This is a genomic window from Diaphorobacter sp. LI3, assembly GCF_022807955.1.
In the GTDB taxonomy this organism is placed as follows: Bacteria; Pseudomonadota; Gammaproteobacteria; order Burkholderiales; family Burkholderiaceae_C; genus Diaphorobacter; species Diaphorobacter nitroreducens.
On sequence record NZ_CP094346.1, the window covers coordinates 2519596 to 2538341 of the forward strand.

18 protein-coding genes and 2 tRNA genes are annotated in these 18746 nt (G+C 65.1%); 4 read left to right on the plus strand and 16 right to left on the minus strand.

Annotated features, from left to right (window positions below):
• Positions 1-43: 43 nt before the first annotated feature.
• The 14 genes from MRB47_RS11620 to uvrB form a co-directional block, all read right to left on the minus strand.
• Positions 44-352, minus strand: a complete 309-nt coding sequence (locus tag MRB47_RS11620; protein WP_015913196.1) for a DUF883 domain-containing protein — start codon at positions 350-352, stop codon at positions 44-46.
• Between the two features lie 130 nt (positions 353-482).
• Positions 483-1598 carry an NAD(P)/FAD-dependent oxidoreductase gene (locus MRB47_RS11625; protein ID WP_011805367.1) on the minus strand — a complete coding sequence of 372 codons (1116 nt, stop codon included), beginning with the start codon at positions 1596-1598 and terminating at the stop codon, positions 483-485.
• 17 nt (positions 1599-1615) lie between these two features.
• Positions 1616-2653 carry a histone deacetylase family protein gene (locus MRB47_RS11630; RefSeq protein ID WP_252100782.1) on the minus strand — a complete coding sequence of 346 codons (1038 nt, stop codon included), beginning with the start codon at positions 2651-2653 and terminating at the stop codon, positions 1616-1618.
• A 116-nt stretch (positions 2654-2769) separates the two neighbouring features.
• Positions 2770-2844, minus strand: a tRNA-Val gene (locus MRB47_RS11635).
• A gap of 39 nt (positions 2845-2883) precedes the next feature.
• Positions 2884-2958, minus strand: a tRNA-Val gene (locus tag MRB47_RS11640).
• Positions 2959-2999: 41 nt separating this feature from the next.
• Complete coding sequence (gene dnaQ / locus MRB47_RS11645) at positions 3000-3713, minus strand: DNA polymerase III subunit epsilon (protein ID WP_011805369.1); 714 nt, start codon at positions 3711-3713, stop codon at positions 3000-3002.
• Positions 3713-4051 carry an ISC system 2Fe-2S type ferredoxin gene (gene fdx / locus MRB47_RS11650; protein WP_011805370.1) on the minus strand — a complete coding sequence of 113 codons (339 nt, stop codon included), beginning with the start codon at positions 4049-4051 and terminating at the stop codon, positions 3713-3715. Before fdx ends, dnaQ begins: the two co-directional genes overlap by 1 nt.
• Before the next feature lie 33 nt (positions 4052-4084).
• Positions 4085-5953 carry a Fe-S protein assembly chaperone HscA gene (gene hscA / locus MRB47_RS11655; RefSeq protein ID WP_252100783.1) on the minus strand — a complete coding sequence of 623 codons (1869 nt, stop codon included), beginning with the start codon at positions 5951-5953 and terminating at the stop codon, positions 4085-4087.
• 66 nt (positions 5954-6019) lie between these two features.
• Entirely contained in the window at positions 6020-6538 is a 519-nt protein-coding gene (hscB, locus tag MRB47_RS11660) for a Fe-S protein assembly co-chaperone HscB (RefSeq protein ID WP_011805372.1), read from the minus strand.
• A gap of 67 nt (positions 6539-6605) precedes the next feature.
• Positions 6606-6929, minus strand: coding sequence for an iron-sulfur cluster assembly protein IscA (iscA, locus tag MRB47_RS11665; RefSeq protein ID WP_011805373.1), 324 nt, complete (start codon positions 6927-6929; stop codon positions 6606-6608).
• A 5-nt stretch (positions 6930-6934) separates the two neighbouring features.
• Positions 6935-7336: a Fe-S cluster assembly scaffold IscU gene (gene iscU / locus MRB47_RS11670; RefSeq protein WP_252100784.1), complete on the minus strand. Its 402-nt coding sequence runs from the start codon at positions 7334-7336 to the stop codon at positions 6935-6937.
• 37 nt (positions 7337-7373) lie between these two features.
• Entirely contained in the window at positions 7374-8594 is a 1221-nt protein-coding gene (locus MRB47_RS11675) for an IscS subfamily cysteine desulfurase (RefSeq protein WP_015913190.1), read from the minus strand.
• A 104-nt stretch (positions 8595-8698) separates the two neighbouring features.
• Positions 8699-9235 carry a Fe-S cluster assembly transcriptional regulator IscR gene (gene iscR / locus MRB47_RS11680; protein WP_011805376.1) on the minus strand — a complete coding sequence of 179 codons (537 nt, stop codon included), beginning with the start codon at positions 9233-9235 and terminating at the stop codon, positions 8699-8701.
• A gap of 235 nt (positions 9236-9470) precedes the next feature.
• Positions 9471-11567 (minus strand): excinuclease ABC subunit UvrB, encoded by a 2097-nt coding sequence (gene uvrB / locus MRB47_RS11685; RefSeq protein WP_015913189.1) that lies wholly within the window; start codon positions 11565-11567, stop codon positions 9471-9473.
• A 108-nt stretch (positions 11568-11675) separates the two neighbouring features.
• On the opposite strand from uvrB, the gene MRB47_RS11690 reads away from it, so the two are divergent.
• The gene (locus tag MRB47_RS11690) at positions 11676-12872 is read left to right on the plus strand and encodes an amino acid aminotransferase (RefSeq protein WP_123676324.1); all 1197 of its coding nucleotides are present in this window, start codon (positions 11676-11678) and stop codon (positions 12870-12872) included.
• Between the two features lie 107 nt (positions 12873-12979).
• On the opposite strand, the gene ygiD is transcribed toward MRB47_RS11690, so the two are convergent.
• Positions 12980-13834, minus strand: a complete 855-nt coding sequence (gene ygiD / locus MRB47_RS11695) for a 4,5-DOPA dioxygenase extradiol (RefSeq protein ID WP_252102621.1) — start codon at positions 13832-13834, stop codon at positions 12980-12982.
• Positions 13835-14156: 322 nt separating this feature from the next.
• Here ygiD and MRB47_RS11700 point away from each other — a divergent pair, with 322 nt between their 5' ends.
• Both MRB47_RS11700 and MRB47_RS11705 read left to right on the plus strand, forming a co-directional pair.
• On the plus strand, positions 14157-14867 hold the full coding sequence (locus MRB47_RS11700; RefSeq protein WP_252100785.1) for a DUF1294 domain-containing protein: 711 nt from the start codon (positions 14157-14159) through the stop codon (positions 14865-14867).
• Between the two features lie 162 nt (positions 14868-15029).
• On the plus strand, positions 15030-15452 hold the full coding sequence (locus MRB47_RS11705; RefSeq protein WP_047350354.1) for a hypothetical protein: 423 nt from the start codon (positions 15030-15032) through the stop codon (positions 15450-15452).
• An 18-nt stretch (positions 15453-15470) separates the two neighbouring features.
• On the opposite strand, the gene MRB47_RS11710 is transcribed toward MRB47_RS11705, so the two are convergent.
• Positions 15471-18011: a YgiQ family radical SAM protein gene (locus MRB47_RS11710; protein WP_252100786.1), complete on the minus strand. Its 2541-nt coding sequence runs from the start codon at positions 18009-18011 to the stop codon at positions 15471-15473.
• A 114-nt stretch (positions 18012-18125) separates the two neighbouring features.
• On the opposite strand from MRB47_RS11710, the gene MRB47_RS11715 reads away from it, so the two are divergent.
• The gene (locus tag MRB47_RS11715; protein WP_252100787.1) at positions 18126-18719 is read left to right on the plus strand and encodes an IMPACT family protein; all 594 of its coding nucleotides are present in this window, start codon (positions 18126-18128) and stop codon (positions 18717-18719) included.
• Positions 18720-18746: the final 27 nt, after the last annotated feature.

Genomic DNA, 18746 nt, shown 5'->3' on the forward strand with positions numbered 1-18746 from the left:
CGCGCCGCAGCGTTGACGATTCGCCCTGCCATTGCGCTACCGGTCAGCGGCGGGCCAGCATGAAGCCCACCAGCGCCCCTACGGCCAGCGCAGCGCCGGCAACGCGCCAGGGCTCATCGTGGGCATAACGGTCGGCGGCGCGCGCGGCATCTTTGGCCTGCAGGGCTGCCTCCTGAGCGGCACGCACGGCGGAATCACGCACCGAATGAATGCCGTCATCCAGGCGCTGGCGCAGTTGCTTGATCTCGGGAATACCGTCCAGATCCTTGCTGGCCAGCAGACCGCGCAGGTCGCCCACCAGCTTTTCGAGTTCTGCCTGGGTGGAGGAAATGGTTTCGGATACGGTGGTCATACGCGAGCCTTTCATAGCAGGAAACAACGGTAATACGCCGTGCATGGCAAACCATGTAGGCGGGTATCTCATCTTAGCCCAGTGCTCGCGCCGCAGGGCATGGCCGCTATCACAGAATGACCGCGTTGCATCAAGACACGGCGTCTTGGTGCAGCAGACCGGCCACGTGCGCACCGATTGCCAACGCGCTGGTCAGCCCAGGTGATTCGATGCCAAACAGGTTGACCAGCCCCGAGACTCCGTGATCGCGCGGCCCCTGGATCAGGAAGTCTGCCGCGGGCTCATGGGGGCCGTGGATCTTCGGGCGTATGCCGGCGTAGCCCGCCGCCAGTGCACCGTCGCGCAGGCCAGGCCAGTACTTGCGCACCTCGGCGTAAAAGGCCTCGGAGCGGCTCGCATCCACCACCAGGTCCTCGGGGCCTTCCACCCATTGCACGTCGGGGCCGAACTTGGCCTGCCCCCCCAGGTCGAGCGTCAGGTGCACGCCCAGCCCCGCCGCCTCCGGTACGGGATAGATGAGATGGCTGAAGGGTGCCCGGCCGGACAACGTGAAATAGTTGCCTTTGGCATAGGCCGCCTGCGGTACATGCACCGCGGACAACCCCTCGAACTGGCGCGCGAGGACTGGCGCATGCAAACCGGCCGCGTTGACCACGGTGCGCGCACTGATGCACGTGCCATCCATTGCTTCCAAATGGATAGCTTGTGGCGTGCAACGGGCCTTGGCCAGAGGCGAATTCAATGCCAGAACACCACCCGCGTTCTCCAGGTCGCCCAGCAACGCCAGCATGAGGGCATGGCTGTCCACGATGCCGGTACTGGGCGAGAGCAGCGCTGCCACACATTCCAGTTCGGGCTCCAGCGCACGCGCTTCCTCCCGCGAGAGCCATTGCAGGTCATCCACGCCATTGGCCTGCGCGCGCGCTCTGATGCCCGTCAGCGCGTTCTGCTGTTCGGTCGACGTGGCGACGATGAGCTTGCCGCAGCGACTATGGGGCACGCCGCGCTCGCTGCAGTAGTCGTACAGCATGGCCTTGCCTTGTACGCACAAGCGCGCCTTGAGCGAACCCTGCGGGTAATAGATGCCGGCGTGGATCACCTCGCTGTTGCGCGAACTCGTCTCGGTGCCAATGGCATTGGCCGCCTCCAGCAGCCAGACCTCGCGCCCTTGCAGCGCCAATGCACGCGCCACCGCCAGCCCCACCACCCCCGCGCCCACCACGACGCAATCGACCGTCTCACTCATCGCTCATGCCTCCGTTGTCATGCCTGCTCGAAACCCTCGAGCACATTCACCGCATTCGTTCCCAACTCCGCCGCTGCGTAGCCGCCTTCCAGCACCAGCACGGTGGGCAGTCCCACACCACGCAGCCGCGCACCCAGCCGCAGAAAATCCGTCGTCGCCAGCCGAAAGCGCGAGATCGGATCGCCCTCATAGGTATCCAGTCCCAGCGAGACCACCAGGGCATCCGCTCCAAAAGCGGCGATGCGCGCGCAGGCCTGCTCCAGGGCTGCAAACCAAGTGGCAGCATCGGTGCCGGCCGGCAGAGGCAGGTTCAGGTTGCAGCCCGCGCCGAGGCCCGCGCCGGTTTCATCGGCATGTCCCAGATAAAACGGGTATTCGGTGCGGGGATCGCCATGGATGCTGACGAAGAGCACGTCCGCACGGTCATAGAAGATGCTCTGCGTGCCGTTGCCGTGGTGGTAATCCACGTCCAACACGGCCACACGGGCCGCGCCGTGGTCGCGCAGCCATTGGGCCGCCACGGCCGCGTTGTTCAAGAAGCAGTACCCGCCCATGAAATCGGGACCTGCATGGTGCCCCGGCGGGCGTGTGCTGCAGAACGCGGCGCGCTCGCCAGCCGCCAGGCGCGCCGCGGCACTGGCCGCCGCGTCGGCGCCTGCCTTGGCTGCCGTCCAGGTGCCCGCTGCAAGCGGCGAGCCGTTGTCCATGGAGTACAGCCCCAGCTTGGCAATGAAATTGTCGGGCTCTATATCCGAGCGCAATGTGCGTACCGGCCATACCGACGGAAACGGCTGCACACGGTCCTGCCCTTCACCCAGCGACACCCATTGCTGCCACGCCGAAGCCAGAAAAGCCAGGTAGCGCGGCGCATGGATCTTTGCCAGTACCTCCGTGCAATCCACATCCGGGGGGTGCAGTACATGACCCCGCGCAGTCAAAGCGGCTTTCACATAGGCCGCGCGCGTCGGGTTCTCGAAACACGGTACACGCTCGCCGCGGAAAAATTCGTGCTCGGGAGCGTGGGTGTGCTGCAGCGGGTTATGGAAGGTGATCATCGACGGCGGCCAAGTCAATCGCGACTGCCGGATTGTCATCGACGCCGGCAGTCCCTCACGACCTCAGCGCCAAGAAAAAACCCCTTGCGGCCATACCGGCTGCAAGGGGTTCGGATTGGTGGGTGATACATGGATCGAACATGTGACCCCTGCCGTGTGAAGGCAGTGCTCTACCGCTGAGCTAATCACCCAAAGGACTGTATTTTTGCGAGTACAGGCCCTGACAAAACTGGTGGGTGATACATGGATCGAACATGTGACCCCTGCCGTGTGAAGGCAGTGCTCTACCGCTGAGCTAATCACCCGTGTCGTTGCTGCGACAGCCCGCGATTATGGCATAGCTTTCTCACGCCTCAGACAAAGTCCGCCAAATTGTTTTACCGCTGCTGGACTTGTCGATCTGCACGAGTACTTCCTCATGTTCGGCAAGCTCCTGCGCGCTGGCGGTCAGCACCGTCAGTGCAATGCGGCTCAGATCTACCGCGGCCACGGTGGTGCCTCCTGCCCCGGCGGTGGCCTCATCCATGATCAGCAGGGCATCCTGCCCGCGGGTCATGTTGATGTAGACATCCGCCAGCAACTCCGCGTCCAGCAAGGCGCCGTGCAGCGTACGGCTGGAATTGTCCACACCCAGCCGGTCGCACAGCGAGTCCAGCGAGTTGCGCTTGCCCGGAAACATCTCCTTGGCCATGGCCAGGGTGTCGATCACGCCCCCGACATGCGCGGACAGCGGCGCCAGGCCGACCAACTCCAGCTCCTTGTCCAGGAAGCCCACGTCGAAGCTCGCGTTGTGGATGATGAGTTCTGCGCCCTGCAGGTATTGCAGGATGTCTTGCACCCGCTCGGCAAACTTGGGCTTGTCGCGCAGGAATTCATTGCTGATGCCGTGCACCTTCAGCGCGTCCTCATGGCTGTCGCGCTCGGGGTTCAGATACAGATGCAGATTGTTGCCGGTGAGCTTGCGGTTGACGAGTTCCACGCAGCCCAGCTCGATGATGCGGTCGCCCCCTTCCGCCGACAGGCCGGTGGTCTCCGTGTCCAGAACAATCTGCCGGGACATCAGTGGTTCTCCTTGGCGTGGTTGATCGAGTACTTGGGAATCTCCACCGTCACATCGCTCTGCGCCAGGATGGCCTGGCACGACAGGCGCGATTGCGGCTCCAGGCCCCACGCGCGGTCCAGCAGGTCTTCCTCCTCCTCTTCCGCATCATTGAGCGATTCGAATCCTTTGCGCACGACCACATGGCAGGTCGTGCAGGCGCAGCTCATATCGCAGGCGTGCTCGATCTTGATGCCGTTGTCCAGCAATGCCTCGCAAATTGAGGTGCCGGCCGGCGCGGTGATTTCCGCGCCCTCGGGACAGTATTCGTGATGAGGCAGGATCTTGATGACGGGCATGGGTGTTTGAATCAATGGATGAGGTTTGTGCGCTCAGAGGGCGCTGACGTTCTTGCCTGCCAGGGCTTGGCGGATACCGCGGTTCATGCGCTGCGCAGCAAACGCCTCGGTGCCCTTGGCCAGGGCCTGCGCTGCGGCCTCGACAGCCGCCGCGTCGGTGCTGGTCTCCAGCGTGGCGCGCAGTGCATGCATCAGGTCGTCGATCGGCGTGCGCTCCGCGGCCGTTAGTACATCGCCGTCCACGTCCAGTGCGCTCTGCGTGGCGATCAGCAGGCGGTCGGCATCCACACGGGCTTCAACCAATGCGCGCGTCTGCATGTCCTGCTGCGCGGTCGCAAAGCCCTCTTGCAGCATGCGCGCGATCTGCTCGTCGCTGAGCCCGTAGGATGGCTTGACGTCAATACGCGCCTCCACACCGCTGGCCTGCTCGCGCGCAGCCACGCTGAGCAGACCATCCGCATCGACCGTGAACGTGACGCGGATGCGCGCCGCGCCCGCTGCCATGGGCGGAATGCCCCGCAGCTCAAAGCGCGCTAGGCTGCGGCAGTCCTGCACCAGGTCGCGCTCGCCCTGCACCACGTGGATGGCAAGAGCGGTTTGGCCGTCTTTGTAGGTGGTGAAGTCCTGCGCCTTGGCCGTGGGAATAGTCTCGTTGCGGCCGATGATGCGTTCGACCAGCCCACCCATGGTTTCGATGCCCAGCGACAGCGGAATCACGTCCAGCAGCAACAGATCGCCGGCCGCATCGTTGCCGGCCAGTTGGTTGGCCTGGATGGCCGCGCCGATGGCCACCACTTCGTCCGGGTTGAGGTTGGTCAGCGGTTCACGGCCGAAAAATTCGGCCACCGCGGCGCGCACGACCGGCATGCGCGTGGAGCCGCCCACCAGCACCACGCCCTTGACCTCGTCGCGCTCGATCTGCGCATCGCGCAAGGTGCGGCGCACCGCCGCCAGGGAGCGCTGGGTGAGATCCGCTGTCACTGCAGCAAAATCTTCACGCTTTACATCAAATTGCACTGTAGCGCCCGCCACATCTGCGGTAAAAGCTACATTATCAGTAGCAGTCAGCGCTTCCTTGCAGGCGCGCGCGGCCAAGCGCACCGCCGTCTTGTCCTCGGGCGTACTCGCCCGAACACCTGTCTGCTGCATCACCCACTCGGCCAGGGCCGCGTCGTAATCGTCACCACCCAGGGCCGAGTCCCCGCCGGTGGCAATGACTTCGAACACCCCTTGCGCCAGGCGCAACACGGAGATATCGAACGTGCCACCGCCCAGGTCGTACACGGCATAGACGCCTTCGGCTCCGTTGTCCAGCCCGTAGGCAATCGCGGCGGCCGTCGGCTCGTTGATCAGGCGCAGCAGATTCAGGCCCGCGAGGTGGGCGGCATCCTTGGTCGCCTGGCGCTGCGCGTCGTCGAAATATGCAGGCACCGTGATCACGGCGCCGTAAAGGTCACTGTCAAAGCTGTCTTCGGCGCGGTAGCGCAGCGTGGCGAGGATCTCGGCACTGACTTCCACCGGCGATTTCACGCCTGCTGCGGTGGACAGCGAGAGCATTCCGCCACTGTCAGCCGCTGCAATGAAGTCATAGGGCAGTTTCTCGCGCCCCGTGATGTCGCCCAGGCCCCGGCCCATGAATCGCTTGACGGACGACACCGTGTTGGCCGGGTCCTGCATCTGCGCTGCAGCGGCCTCGTAGCCGATCTGCCGCCCGCCCCCGCTCAGGTAGCGAACGACGGAAGGCAAAAGCACCCTGCCCTGCGCATCGGGCAAGCACTCGGCGACCCCGTTGCGCACCGCCGCCACCAGCGAATGCGTGGTGCCCAGATCAATGCCGATGGCAACGCGCCGCTGGTGAGGATCGGGCGATTGCCCTGGTTCGGAAATCTGCAGAAGCGCCATGAAATGAGTGTGGAAAAGCCGGGGCCCGCGAGCGCACGCCCAGGCAGGAGTGACCGAATAAAGCGCCTATTGTCCCAGTTGCTCTCGGCGCAAATCGATGTCGTGCGCAAATCGCGCAATGAACATGAGGGCTCTGACCTCGCGGGCTGCGCCGGCATAGTCCTGCTGCTGGTCCAGCAGTTCCGCACAACGGGCCAACGCCACTTGCCGCGCCATATGGGTGGTGTCGTCCAGCGCGTCAAGCTCCGCAGCACTGCGGGCCTCATCCAGGGCTTCGCGCCACTCCATCTGCTGCATCAGGAAGGCCGCGGGCATGGCGGTGTTGTCCTCGGCGCGGATGGGCGAGCCGCCCAGTTCGCAAAGGTAAGCGGCCCGCTTCAAAGGATCCTTCAGGCGTTGGTATGCCTCGTTGATGCGCACCGACCATTGCATCGCCACACGCTGGGCGGCGGCGCCCTGCGCCGCAAACCGGTCGGGATGGGCTTCGCGCTGCAGGTCCTTCCACCGCGCGTCGAGGGCGTCGCGGTCCTGGGCAAAGCGGCGTGGCACGCCAAAAAGTTCGAAATCGTCGGATTGGAGATTCATGGCAATAAAAAAACCGCCAGCGCGGCGGGCGATGGCGGTCCTGTGCAATAAGCGGCCTACGGCGTGCTCACACGCGGAAGCTCTCTCCACAACCACAGCGGTCGCGCTCGTTCGGGTTATTGAAGCGAAAGCCTTCATTGAGTCCCTCGCGCACAAAATCCAGCTCGGTCCCGTCGATATAAGCAAGGCTCTTGGGATCGATCAGCACCTTGACGCCGTGATTTTCAAACACAACGTCTTCGGGTGCCTGCTCATCGACATATTCAAGCTTGTAAGCCAGGCCTGAGCATCCGGTGGTCTTGACACCCAGGCGCACGCCCACGCCCTTTCCCCGCCGGGCGAGGTAGCGCGTCACATGGCGCGCGGCAGCTTCGGTCAGCGTGATCGCCATGGTCTTCAGGCGGCCTGGACAGCCGCTCCGTGCTTGGCCTTGTAATCGTTGACGGCGGCCTTGATGGCGTCTTCCGCCAGGATGGAGCAGTGGATCTTCACCGGCGGCAGCGCCAGCTCTTCGGCGATCTGGCTGTTCTTGAGCGAGGCGGCCTCATCCAGCGTCTTGCCCTTGACCCACTCCGTCACCAGCGACGAGGACGCAATGGCGGAGCCGCAGCCGTAGGTCTTGAAGCGCGCATCCTCAATCACGCCCGTATCGGGGTTCACCTTGATCTGCAGCTTCATCACGTCGCCGCAAGCCGGCGCACCGACCATGCCGGTGCCCACCGAGTCGTCACCCTTGTCGAAGGAACCCACATTGCGGGGGTTCTCGTAATGGTCAATCACTTTGTCCGAGTAAGCCATGGTGTGTTTCTCCTGTATTCCGTCGTGCCGCGTGTGGTCAGTGAGCCGCCCATTGGATGGTGCTCAGGTCCACCCCATCCTGGTACATCTCCCAGAGAGGGCTCAACTCACGCAACTTGGCGACGTTGTGCCGGATGGTGCTGATCGCGTAGTCAATTTCTTCTTCCGTCGTGAAACGGCCAATGGTCATGCGCAGGCTGCTGTGGGCCAGCTCATCGCTGCGGCCCAGGGCGCGCAGCACATAGCTGGGTTCCAAGCTCGCCGAAGTGCAAGCCGACCCGGAAGACACCGCCAGTCCCTTGATGCCCATGATCAGGGATTCGCCTTCCACGAAGTTGAAGCTCATGTTCAGGTTGTGGGGTACGCGCCGCTCCAGGTCGCCGTTGATAAAGACCTGCTCCACATCCTTCAGACCGTCCAGCAGACGCTTTTGCAGCGCTTGGACCTTGCCCAAATCCTGGGCCATTTCCAGCTTGGCCAGGCGGAAAGCCTCGCCCATGCCCACAATCTGGTGGGTGGGCAACGTGCCTGAACGCATGCCGCGCTCGTGGCCGCCACCATGCATCTGCGCTTCCAGGCGCACGCGCGGCTTGCGGCGCACGTAGAGGGCTCCGATGCCCTTGGGTCCGTAAGTCTTGTGCGAAGCCAGGCTCATCAAATCCACGGGCAATTGGTTCAGGTCGATTTCGACCTTGCCGGTGGCCTGCGCGGCATCCACATGAAAAATGATGCCCTTCTCGCGGCAAAGTGCACCCAGCTGGGGAATGTCCTGGATCACGCCGATTTCGTTGTTCACGAACATGACACTGGCCAGGATCGTGTCAGGGCGGATGGCGGCCTTGAACTTCTCGATGTCAAGCAGGCCGTTCTCCTGCACATCGAGGTAGGTCACCTCAAAGCCTTGGCGCTCCAGTTCACGCATCACGTCAAGGACGGCCTTGTGCTCCGTCTTCACGGTGATGAGATGCTTGCCCTTGCCTTGGTAGAAATGGGCAGCGCCCTTGATGGCGAGGTTGTTGGATTCAGTGGCGCCCGAGGTCCACACGATCTCGCGCGGGTCGGCGCCGATCAAATCGGCCACATGGCCGCGGGCTTGCTCCACGGCCTCTTCGGCCTCCCAGCCCCAGGCGTGGCTGCGCGACGCCGGGTTGCCGAAGTGTTCGCGCAACCAGGGAATCATCGCGTCGACGACTCGGCCGTCCACGGGGGTCGTGGCGCCGTAGTCAAGATAGATAGGGAAATGCGGAGTCATGTCCATGGCTGGCTCAGTGAAAAGTTCTGGCTGGCATCAGAAAGCAATAGGGTCGACGTGGCGAGCCCGCCCCGCGCGCAGCCCGTGGCCGGCGCAGGTCAGCCTGCAGCTCAAGATTTGGCGAACGCGTTGCCGAGGGCAAACACCGAATTGGGTGCGTTCACACGGATCGGCTTGACCACCGGCGTGGTGGAGATCGCGCGGCGCGTGACCGGCTTGTCTTCGATTTGCACGCCCTTGGCGAGCTGGTCGTCCACCAGTTTCTGCAGCGTGACGGAATCCAGGAATTCCACCATGCGCTGGTTCAGAGAGGCCCACAGCTCGTGCGTCATGCAACGGCCCGCCTCGCCCAGGCAGTTTTCCTTGCCACCGCACTGCGTGGCATCAATGGGCTCGTCCACGGAGACGATGATGTCTGCCACGGTGATATCGCCCGCCTTGCGGGCGAGCGTATAACCGCCGCCAGGGCCGCGCGTGGATTCCACCAGTTCGTGGCGGCGCAGCTTTCCGAACAATTGCTCCAGATAGGACAGCGAAATTTGTTGGCGCTGGCTGATGGCCGCCAAGGTGACGGGCCCGTTGTTCTGGCGCAGGGCCAAATCGATCATGGCGGTGACCGCAAAACGGCCTTTGGTTGTGAGACGCATCGCAAGCTCCTTGTCTAGGCTTGATCGTTATAGAAACGCCGCGGCATGCGTATAGCCAACCGGGCACCGTCTCCACCCTTTCCCTGAAGCGCTACGGTTGCAGCCTCCAAGGCCCTTGTTTGTTGTGGGGCTCTTTCTTGAGTATTTCAGACAAGTATAGCACAAATCCCTATTAATTTTGTCGGGTAACTAGACTAAACAGTCGCGTTTTCTCCTGCAGGGTCGCAAAACCTGGTCATGCGGCAGGGATTTGATCGCCGCCATGCGCTCCGAACACCCGGTCCTTGAGACGGGTCAATTGATCGCGCACCCGAGCTGCCTGCTCAAACTCCAGGTTGCGGGCGTGTTCTAGCATGAGCTTTTCCAGCCGCTTGATTTCGCGGGCAATGTCCTTTTCGGACATCTCCTCCAGTTCGGCCTGCCGCGCCGCATCTTCGCGGAGTCGCTGGGCTTCCTGGCCTGCCTTCTCGCTGTACACGCCGTCAATCAGGTCTCGCACCTGCTTGACGATGCTGCGCGGCGTAATACCCCGGGCCTCGTTGTATGCGATCTGTTTGGCGCGGCGGCGTTCCGTTTCGCTGATCGCCTTGCGCATTGAGTCGGTGATCCGGTCGGCATACAGAATGGCCTTGCCGTGCAGGTTGCGCGCCGCCCGGCCGATGGTCTGGATCAGGCTGCGTTCGGCGCGCAGGAAACCCTCCTTATCGGCATCCAGGATGGCCACCAGGGAGACCTCAGGAATGTCCAGCCCCTCACGCAGCAGGTTGATCCCCACCAGGACATCGAAGGCTCCCAGGCGCAGGTCGCGAATGATTTCCACGCGTTCCACGGTGTCGATATCGGAGTGCAGATAGCGCACCTTGACCCCGTTGTCGCTCAGGTAATCGGTCAGTTGCTCCGCCATGCGCTTCGTCAGCGTCGTAATGAGTACGCGTTGATTCTTTTGCGTGCAAATGCGTATTTCCTGCAGCACGTCATCCACCTGATGGGTAGCGGGACGCACCTCCACCTCCGGGTCCACCAAGCCGGTGGGCCGTACCACCTGGTCCACCACCTGGCCCGAGTGCTCCTTCTCATAATCAGCCGGAGTGGCCGATACAAACACCACCTGCCGCATGCGCTGCTCGAACTCCTCGAACTTGAGCGGCCGGTTGTCCAATGCCGATGGCAGGCGAAAGCCGTACTCGACCAGCGTGGTCTTGCGCGCGCGGTCGCCGTTGTACATGGCGTTGAGTTGCCCGATCATCTGGTGGCTCTCATCCAGGAACATCAGCGCATCGGGCGGGAGGTAGTCGGTCAGCGTGCTCGGCGGCTCGCCAGGCGCAGAACCCGACAGGTGACGCGTGTAGTTCTCGATGCCCTTGCAGTGCCCCACTTCGCTGAGCATTTCCAGGTCGAAGCGCGTGCGCTGCTCCAGCCGTTGCGCCTCCACCAACTTGCCCTCGGCCACGAAGAACTTGAGCCGCTCGTCCAGTTCCTGCTTGATGGTCTCCACGGCCGCCAGCACCTTGTCGCGCGGCGTCACGTAATGGCTGCTGGGGTACACCGTGAAGCGCGGGATCTTTTGCTGGATACGCCCCGTGAGCGGGTCGAACAGCTGCAGGCTTTCCACCTCGTCGTCGAACAGTTCGATGCGCACCGCCAACTCGGAATGCTCGGCAGGGAACACATCGATGGTGTCGCCACGCACGCGGAACTTGCCCCGGCTGAAGTCCTGCTCGTTGCGCTGGTACTGCATGCGGATCAGCTGCGCGATCGCGTCACGCTGGCTCAGTTGGTCGCCCACGCGCAGCGTCATGATCATGCGGTGGTAGCTCTCGGGCTCGCCAATGCCGTAGATGGCCGACACCGTGGCCACGATGACCACATCGCGCCGCTCCAGCAAGCTCTTGGTGCACGACAGGCGCATCTGCTCGATGTGCTCGTTGATGGCGCTGTCCTTCTCAATGAACAAGTCGCGCTGAGGCACATAGGCCTCGGGCTGGTAGTAGTCGTAGTAGCTCACGAAGTACTCCACGGCGTTCTTGGGAAAGAACTCGCGGAACTCGCTGTACAGCTGTGCTGCCAGCGTCTTGTTGGGCGCGAAGATGATGGCCGGCCGTCCCAGGCGGGCAATCACGTTCGCCATGGTGAAGGTCTTGCCCGAGCCCGTCACCCCCAGCAGGGTCTGAAACACCTCGCCGTCCTGCACGCCCTCCACCAGCTTGGCGATGGCCTCGGGCTGATCACCGGCGGGAGGGTATGGCTGGTACAACGAAAAGGGCGAACCTGGAAACTGGACGAACTGCCCGTCCGCCGCGCCAGCGGCCGGCTCAGAGGTGACTTCATGCATGGCGGAGGTAAACGGCGCGCGGGGGCGGCCGTTAAAATCAAGAGTGGACCGAAAGCCTACCGTAGGTGAGGTCCCGTCGTCAGATTTCCATCCCCTCAAGGACTTTTCATGTCTCTGTTCACCGCCGTCGAAATGGCTCCCCGCGACCCGATCCTGGGTCTCAACGAACAATACGCCGCCGACCCCAATCCAGCCAAGGTCAACCTGGGCGTGGGCGTGTACTTCGACGACAACGGCAAGCTGCCCCTGCTGCAGTGCGTGCAGGCGGCCGAGAAGGCCATGATGGACAAGCCTGCCGCGCGCGGCTACCTGCCCATCGACGGCATCGCCGCCTATGACAACGCGGTCAAGGCCCTGGTGTTCGGCGCGGAGTCCGACGTCGTCAAGGCCGGCCGCGTGGCCACGGTGCAGGCCATTGGCGGCACGGGCGGCCTGAAGATCGGCGCAGACTTCCTCAAGAAGATCAGCCCGAACGCGAAGGTGCTGATCTCCGACCCGAGCTGGGAAAACCACCGCGCCATCTTCACCAATGCCGGCTTCGAGGTGGGCAGCTACCGCTACTACGACGCCGCCAACCGCAAGGTGGACTTCGACGGCATGCTGGCGGACCTGAACGCCGCCGCGCCCGGCACCATCGTGGTGCTGCATGCCTGCTGTCACAACCCCACGGGCTACGACATCACCGCCGCGCAGTGGGAGCAGGTGATCGCCGCCGTGAAGGCCAAGGGCCTGGTGGCCTTCCTCGACATGGCCTACCAGGGCTTCGGCCACGGTATTGCCGAGGACGGCGCCGTGATCGGCAAGTTCGTCGCGGCCGGCCTGAACATCTTCGTGTCCACCTCGTTCTCCAAGAGCTTCAGCCTGTACGGCGAGCGCGTGGGTGCGCTGTCCGTGGTGGCCAACGACAAGGACGAGGCCGCGCGCGTGCTCTCGCAGCTCAAGATCGTGATCCGCACCAACTACAGCAACCCGCCCACGCACGGCGGCGCCGTGGTGGCGGCGGTGCTGAACAACCCCGAGCTGCGCGCCCTGTGGGAAAAGGAGCTGGGCGAGATGCGCGTGCGCATCAAGGAAATGCGCCAGAAGCTGGTGGACGGCCTGAAGGCCGCCGGTGTGAAGCAGGACATGGGCTTCATCACCACGCAGATCGGCATGTTCAGCTACTCGGGCCTGTCCAAAGACCAGATGGTGCGCCTGCGCAATGAGTTCGGCGTGTACGGCACCGACACCGGCCGCATGTGCGTGGCCGCGCTCAACAGCAAGAACATCGACTACGTCTGCCAGGCCATCGCCAAGGTGATCTGAGCCGCAGCGATGCCCCAAAAAAGCAACCGCCTTCGGGCGGTTTTTTCATGTGTTTTCGGGCTCAAACACCCATCCAGCAAGCGCTAATAGCTATCAATTTAGATAGCTCAGCCCCAGAGCATGGAGCGCATGGAGATCGAGGCCGACTGAAAACCCGTGTTGAAAAAGCGCGGCATCTCCGTGGGCAGCGCGGCGCCTGCGGCATACAGCAGTGGCAGGTAATGCTCATGCGTGGGATGCGCCAGCGGCGCCATCGGGCCCCACTGCTGGAAGGCCACCAGCGCGTCCAGGCGGCCCGCCTTCACCAGTTCCTGCACCTTGACGTCGAATTCGTTCGCCCACTCGTAGGCTGCATTGATACCTGTGCCGCGCCGTGCGGCGCGCAGGTTGTGCACCACATTGCCGCTGCCCACGATCAGCACCCCACGCTCGCGCAGCGCGCGCAGCTGCTGGCCCAGGGCGTAATGCTCAGCCGCCGGGCGCGCGTAGTCCATGCTGAGCTGCAGCACCGGAATATCCGCCGCCGGGAACATGGGCTTGAGCACGGACCACGTGCCGTGGTCCAGGCCCCACGCCCCCGCGTCCACCTCCAGGGCGCGCGCCGTCGCGGGTGAGCGCAGCTCCTGCGCCAGGCTGCGCGCCACCTGCGGTGCGCCCGGCGCCGGGTACTGCTGCTCGAACAGCTCGCGCGGGAAACCGCCAAAGTCGTGGATGGTACGGGGCGCGGCCATGCCCGTCAGCTGCCAGCCGCCGCGCGTGAGCCAATGGGCCGACACGCACAGGATGAGCTGCGGCCGGTGCCCGCGCGCCAGCAGTTCCGCCCCCATGTCCTGCCAGGTGCGGCGCCAGGCGTTGTCTTCGATGGCGTTCATGGGGCTGCCATGGCCCACGAACAGCACCGGCATGCGCGGCGAGGGGCGCAGCGCCTCCAGCAACGGGGCGGCTTCGGACAGGGGGCTCATGAAGACTCCGGGAAGGGTGGCGAGGCCCGCCAGCGCGGCCATGGTGCTGCGGCGCTGCGGCAAGAGGAAGGCGTGAGAGGGCACGATATGATTTTGGCGGTCAGCCGGGATCGGGGCGCGCACGGGCGCCGAAGTTCCAGCCGCGGCCCTCCGTTCACCGCCTCCGCTTTCCACCCATGCCTCTCGCGCTCGATCCCCCTGCCCCGCTGGCATGCCGCCGGCTCAGTGTCCGCGCATGTCCTGGACCACAGGCCACCACCCTGCCCCCTGACGGCCAGCCCATGGCCACACTTCCGCCGTCCAGCGCGGCGGATGTTTGAACATGCGCACACACGGCATCGTCCGGCAATGGAACGCGGACAAAGGCTTTGGCTTCATCCAGGGCGCTGGCAGCACCCAGGTGTTCTTTCATGTACGGGACTTCCGGGGCACGGCGCCGCCCTCCCACGGGATGCCGGTGGAGTATGAAGAGATCCACGTGGGCGGCAAGGGACCGCGCGCGATGGATGTGCGTCCACGCAGCCAACCGAGCGGCTCCCCTTCCGCCCACCGGTCTCCGGCCCGCGCAGCATCCGCCCCGCCATCCACGCGACCCACCGCCCGCCCCACGCCGGCCACCGCCAGGCACACGCGCCCGCGCTGCGCACCGCAGGCACCCGCAGGCGCGGGCATCGCCCTGGCGCTGATGCTGCTCTGGCTGGGCCTGTGGGGCTGGGGCGCCTGGGCGCAGCGGTTGCCGCTGTGGTGGCTGGGCGCGGCGGCGGCCCTGAACCTGCTGACCTTCTTCACCTACGCGCTGGACAAGAGCGCCGCCCAACGCGGCACGTGGCGCACCCGGGAGAGCCACCTGCACCTGCTCGCCCTGCTGGGCGGCTGGCCTGCCGCATGGTGGGCCCAGCAGTGGCTGCGCCATAAATCGCGTAAACAGGACTTCCGCGCGGTGTATTGGGGCACGGTGGTGTTGAACTGCGCCGCACTGGCGGTGTGGACGCTGCGGCCGCAGACGCTGCGCGAAGTGCTTTCTTTTTTATAGCTGCTCGCGCTTACCAGCATTGCGGCAAGGCCGGTTTTAATCGGGATCTGCGGCATGCCCTGCGGCCACGTCCGACAGCGCGGCCTTCCATCACCCGACAGCCAGGCGATGCTGCTGCGCCTCCAATGGGTCCAGTTTTTTGCCGCATTGGAGAACGACGCCATGAAGCCTTTCGCCCTCGACCCGAGCATGACCACGGCGACCGGGACTTTCTACCCCACGGGCCATGTGTTCGCGCTGTTTGCGAACGAGGAGGCGGCGCGCTCCGCAGGCCAGGCGCTGCAGGCCCAGGGTCGCGATGACGTGGCGCACGCCACGCCGCCGATGATCCTGGAACATGTGGTGCGCACGCTGGGCAATGCCGATGCACCCCTGCCCTCGGTCGGTGCGGAGGGCGTGATCGTGCGCCGCATCGCGCAACTGGCCAGCGACGGCGCCCACGGCCTGTTGCTGCGTGCCACGGATTCCGACGCTCCGGAGACGCTGCGCGACCTGCTGCAGCCGCTGGGCCCGCTGGCGGCGTTCTACTACCGCCGCCTGGTCATTGAGGAGTTGGTGTCCGCCCCCGCCGGTCCCGCGCGCTGACGGCCGGGTGCCGCCCCGTCAGCGCCGCCGGCCCGTACCCTTACCCGACGCCGGGGTGCCGGCCCCGCCCTGGCGACGCCCCGCGGCGCCCGCAGCGTTGCCGCCGGCATTGCCACGGCTGCCAGTGCGGGCACCGGTGCCGGCACGTGGCGGCAGGCCGGTGTTCTGCGTGAGCATGCGGCCCGGCTGCGGCGCACTGCTACGAAAACGCACGTCTCCCTGCGGCTCCTCCAGCTCCTGCGGGCGGCGGCGCAGCGCCACGGCCTTGCCGTCCTTGTTGATGGTGTAGCCCACGCCGGCCCCGCCACCCTTGGGCCCGGTGCTGTTCTTCTTGCGGGCGCTCTGGTAGCTGCCGTCGACCAGCGGCTGGAAGGTGGGGATCAGGTGGTGCTTGCCGTTGCCGATCAAGTCGGCCCGGCCCATGCTTTTCAGCGCCTCGCGCAGCAGCGGCCAGTTGTTGGGGTCGTGGTAGCGCAGGAAGGCCTTGTGCAGGCGGCGGCGCTTTTCGCCACGCACCACGTCCACCTGTTCCTCGGCCACGTCGCGCATCTGCCGTCGCACGCGCGTGAGCGGGTTGCGGCCCGAGTGGTACATGGCCGTGGCGCTGGCCATGGGGCTGGGGTAGAAGGCCTGCACCTGGTCGGCGCGAAAGCCGTTCTTCTTGAGCCAGATGGCCAGGTTCAGCATGTCCTCGTCGGTGGTGCCGGGGTGGGCGGCGATGAAGTACGGGATCAGGAACTGTTTCTTGCCCGCCTCTTCGGTGTACTGCTCGAACATCTGCTTGAAGCGGTCATAGTTGCCGATGCCTGGCTTCATCATCTTGGACAGCGGCCCCGCCTCGGTGTGCTCGGGCGCGATCTTGAGGTACCCGCCCACGTGGTGCTGCACCAGCTCCTTCACGTATTCGGGGGACTTCACCGCCAGGTCGTAGCGCAGGCCGGAGCCGATGAGGATCTTCTTGATGCCCGGCAGCTTGCGCGCACGGCGGTAGATGTTGACCAACGGCGCATGGTCCGTGTGCAGGTTCTGGCAGATGCCGGGAAACACGCAGCTCGGCTTGCGGCAGGCGGCTTCGATCTCTGGGCTCTTGCAGCCCAGGCGGTACATGTTGGCCGTGGGGCCGCCCAGGTCGGAGATGGTGCCGGTGAAGCCCTTGACCTTGTCCCGGATGTCCTCCACCTCGGCAATGATGGAATCTTCCGAGCGGCTCTGGATGATGCGTCCCTCGTGCTCGGTGATGGAGCAGAAGGTGCAGCCGCCAAAGCAGCCGCGCATGATGTTGATCGACGCGCGGATCATCTCCCACGCCGGGATCTTGGTCGGCCCCTCGTAGCTGCCCTGCGCGTCCTGGTACTGCGGGTGCGGGTTGCGCGCATACGGCAGGCCGAACACCCAGTCCATCTCGGCCGTGGTGAGCGGGACGGGCGGCGGGTTCAGCCACACGTCGCGCGCCGTCGCGCCCTCACCATGCGCCTGCACCAGCGCGCGGGCGTTGCCGGGGTTGGTCTCCAGGTGCAGCACGCGGTTGGCGTGGGCGTAGAGCACCGGATCGGCCTTCACCTGCTCATAGCTGGGCAGGCGGATCACGGTGCGCTCGCGCGGCGGCAGCGCCCGACCGCTGCGCCCCTTGGAGGGCAGCGCCGGGTTGGGCACGATCTGCACGGTCTGCAAGGGTTTTTGGCCTGCAGCGCTTTGTGGATCAGCGCTGGCAGCTATTGAATTTGTAGCATCTTCCTGCGAACACGCCTGGCCCTGGGCCGCAGCCTGCTCGCTGGTGGTCATGTAGGGATTGATCAGCTCATCCACGCGGCCGGGCTCGTCCACCTCGGTGGAGTCGATCTCGAACCATCCGGGCTCGGACGCGCGCCGCACGAAGGCCGTGCCGCGCACGTCGGTGATGGTATCCACCGGGTCGCGCCGCGCAATGCGGTGGGCCACTTCGACCAGGGCGCGCTCGGCGTTGCCGAACAGCAGGATGTCGCACTTGCTGTCCACCACGATGGAGCGGCGCACCTTGTCGCTCCAGTAGTCATAGTGGGCAATGCGGCGCAGAGAGCCTTCGATGCCGCCCAGCACGATGGGCACGTCCTTGTACGCCTCGCGGCAGCGCTGGCTGTAGACCACGGCGGCGCGGTCGGGCCGCTTGCCGCCCACGTCGCCGGGCGTGTAGGCGTCGTCGCTGCGGATCTTGCGGTCCGCCGTGTAGCGGTTGATCATCGAATCCATGTTGCCCGCGGTCACGCCCCAGAACAGGTTGGGCTTGCCCAGCACCTTGAACGCGTCGGCGCTCTGCCAGTCCGGCTGCGCGATGATCCCCACGCGAAAGCCCTGCGCCTCCAGCACCCGCCCGATCACCGCCATGCCGAAGCTCGGGTGGTCCACATAGGCATCGCCCGTCACCAGCACCACGTCGCAGCTGTCCCAGCCCAGCTGCTCCATCTCGGCACGGCTCATGGGCAGGTACGGCGCCACGCCAAAGCGCTTGGCCCAATAAGGGCGGTAGCTGGTCAACGGCTTGGCGTTGCGCGGGAAGAAGGAGACATCGATCGGGGCGTTCATGGGCGGGCCTGCAGGTGGGGGCCGGGCATTTTAGAAGCCATGCCCCCTTTGCGCCTAACTGCCTCCGCATGGCCCTTGCCGCCGTCGGCCCATGGGGTAAGCTCGGCCGCCCCCATGCCCTACACCCTCAGCGCCCCCGTTCACAGCGAACTCATCATCAAGAAAAGCCGCTTCATCGGCTGCGTGCAGCCCATGGCCGACCGCGCGAGCGCGCAGGCCGTGGTGGATGCGCTGTGGCGCGAACACCCGGGCGCGGCCCATGTGTGCTGGGCGCTGCTGGCGGGCGGCCAGTCCGCCGCGGTGGACGACGGCGAGCCCAGCGGCACCGCCGGGCGGCCCATGCTGGATGTGCTGCGCCACCAGGACCTGGAGGGCGTGCTGGCCACCGTGGTGCGCTATTTCGGCGGGGTGAAGCTGGGCGCGGGTGGCCTGGTGCGCGCCTATACCGATACCGTGGCCCAGGCGCTGCTGCAGGCCGACAAGGTGCCGCTGCAGCGCATGCGCACCCTGGAATGCAGCGTGCCCTACGCCCTGGAAGGACTGCTGCGCCGCATGATCGACGGTGCTGGCGTGCAGCTGCTGCAGGTGCAGCATGCCACGCTGGTCACGCTGCAACTGCGCCTGCCCGAGGCCGAGGCCGAGGCTTTCGTCCACCATGTGAACGAAGCAGGCCAGGGCCGCGTGGCCTGGGGCGAATCCACGGATTGAAGGCCGGGACCGGGGCCGCGCCCGCGC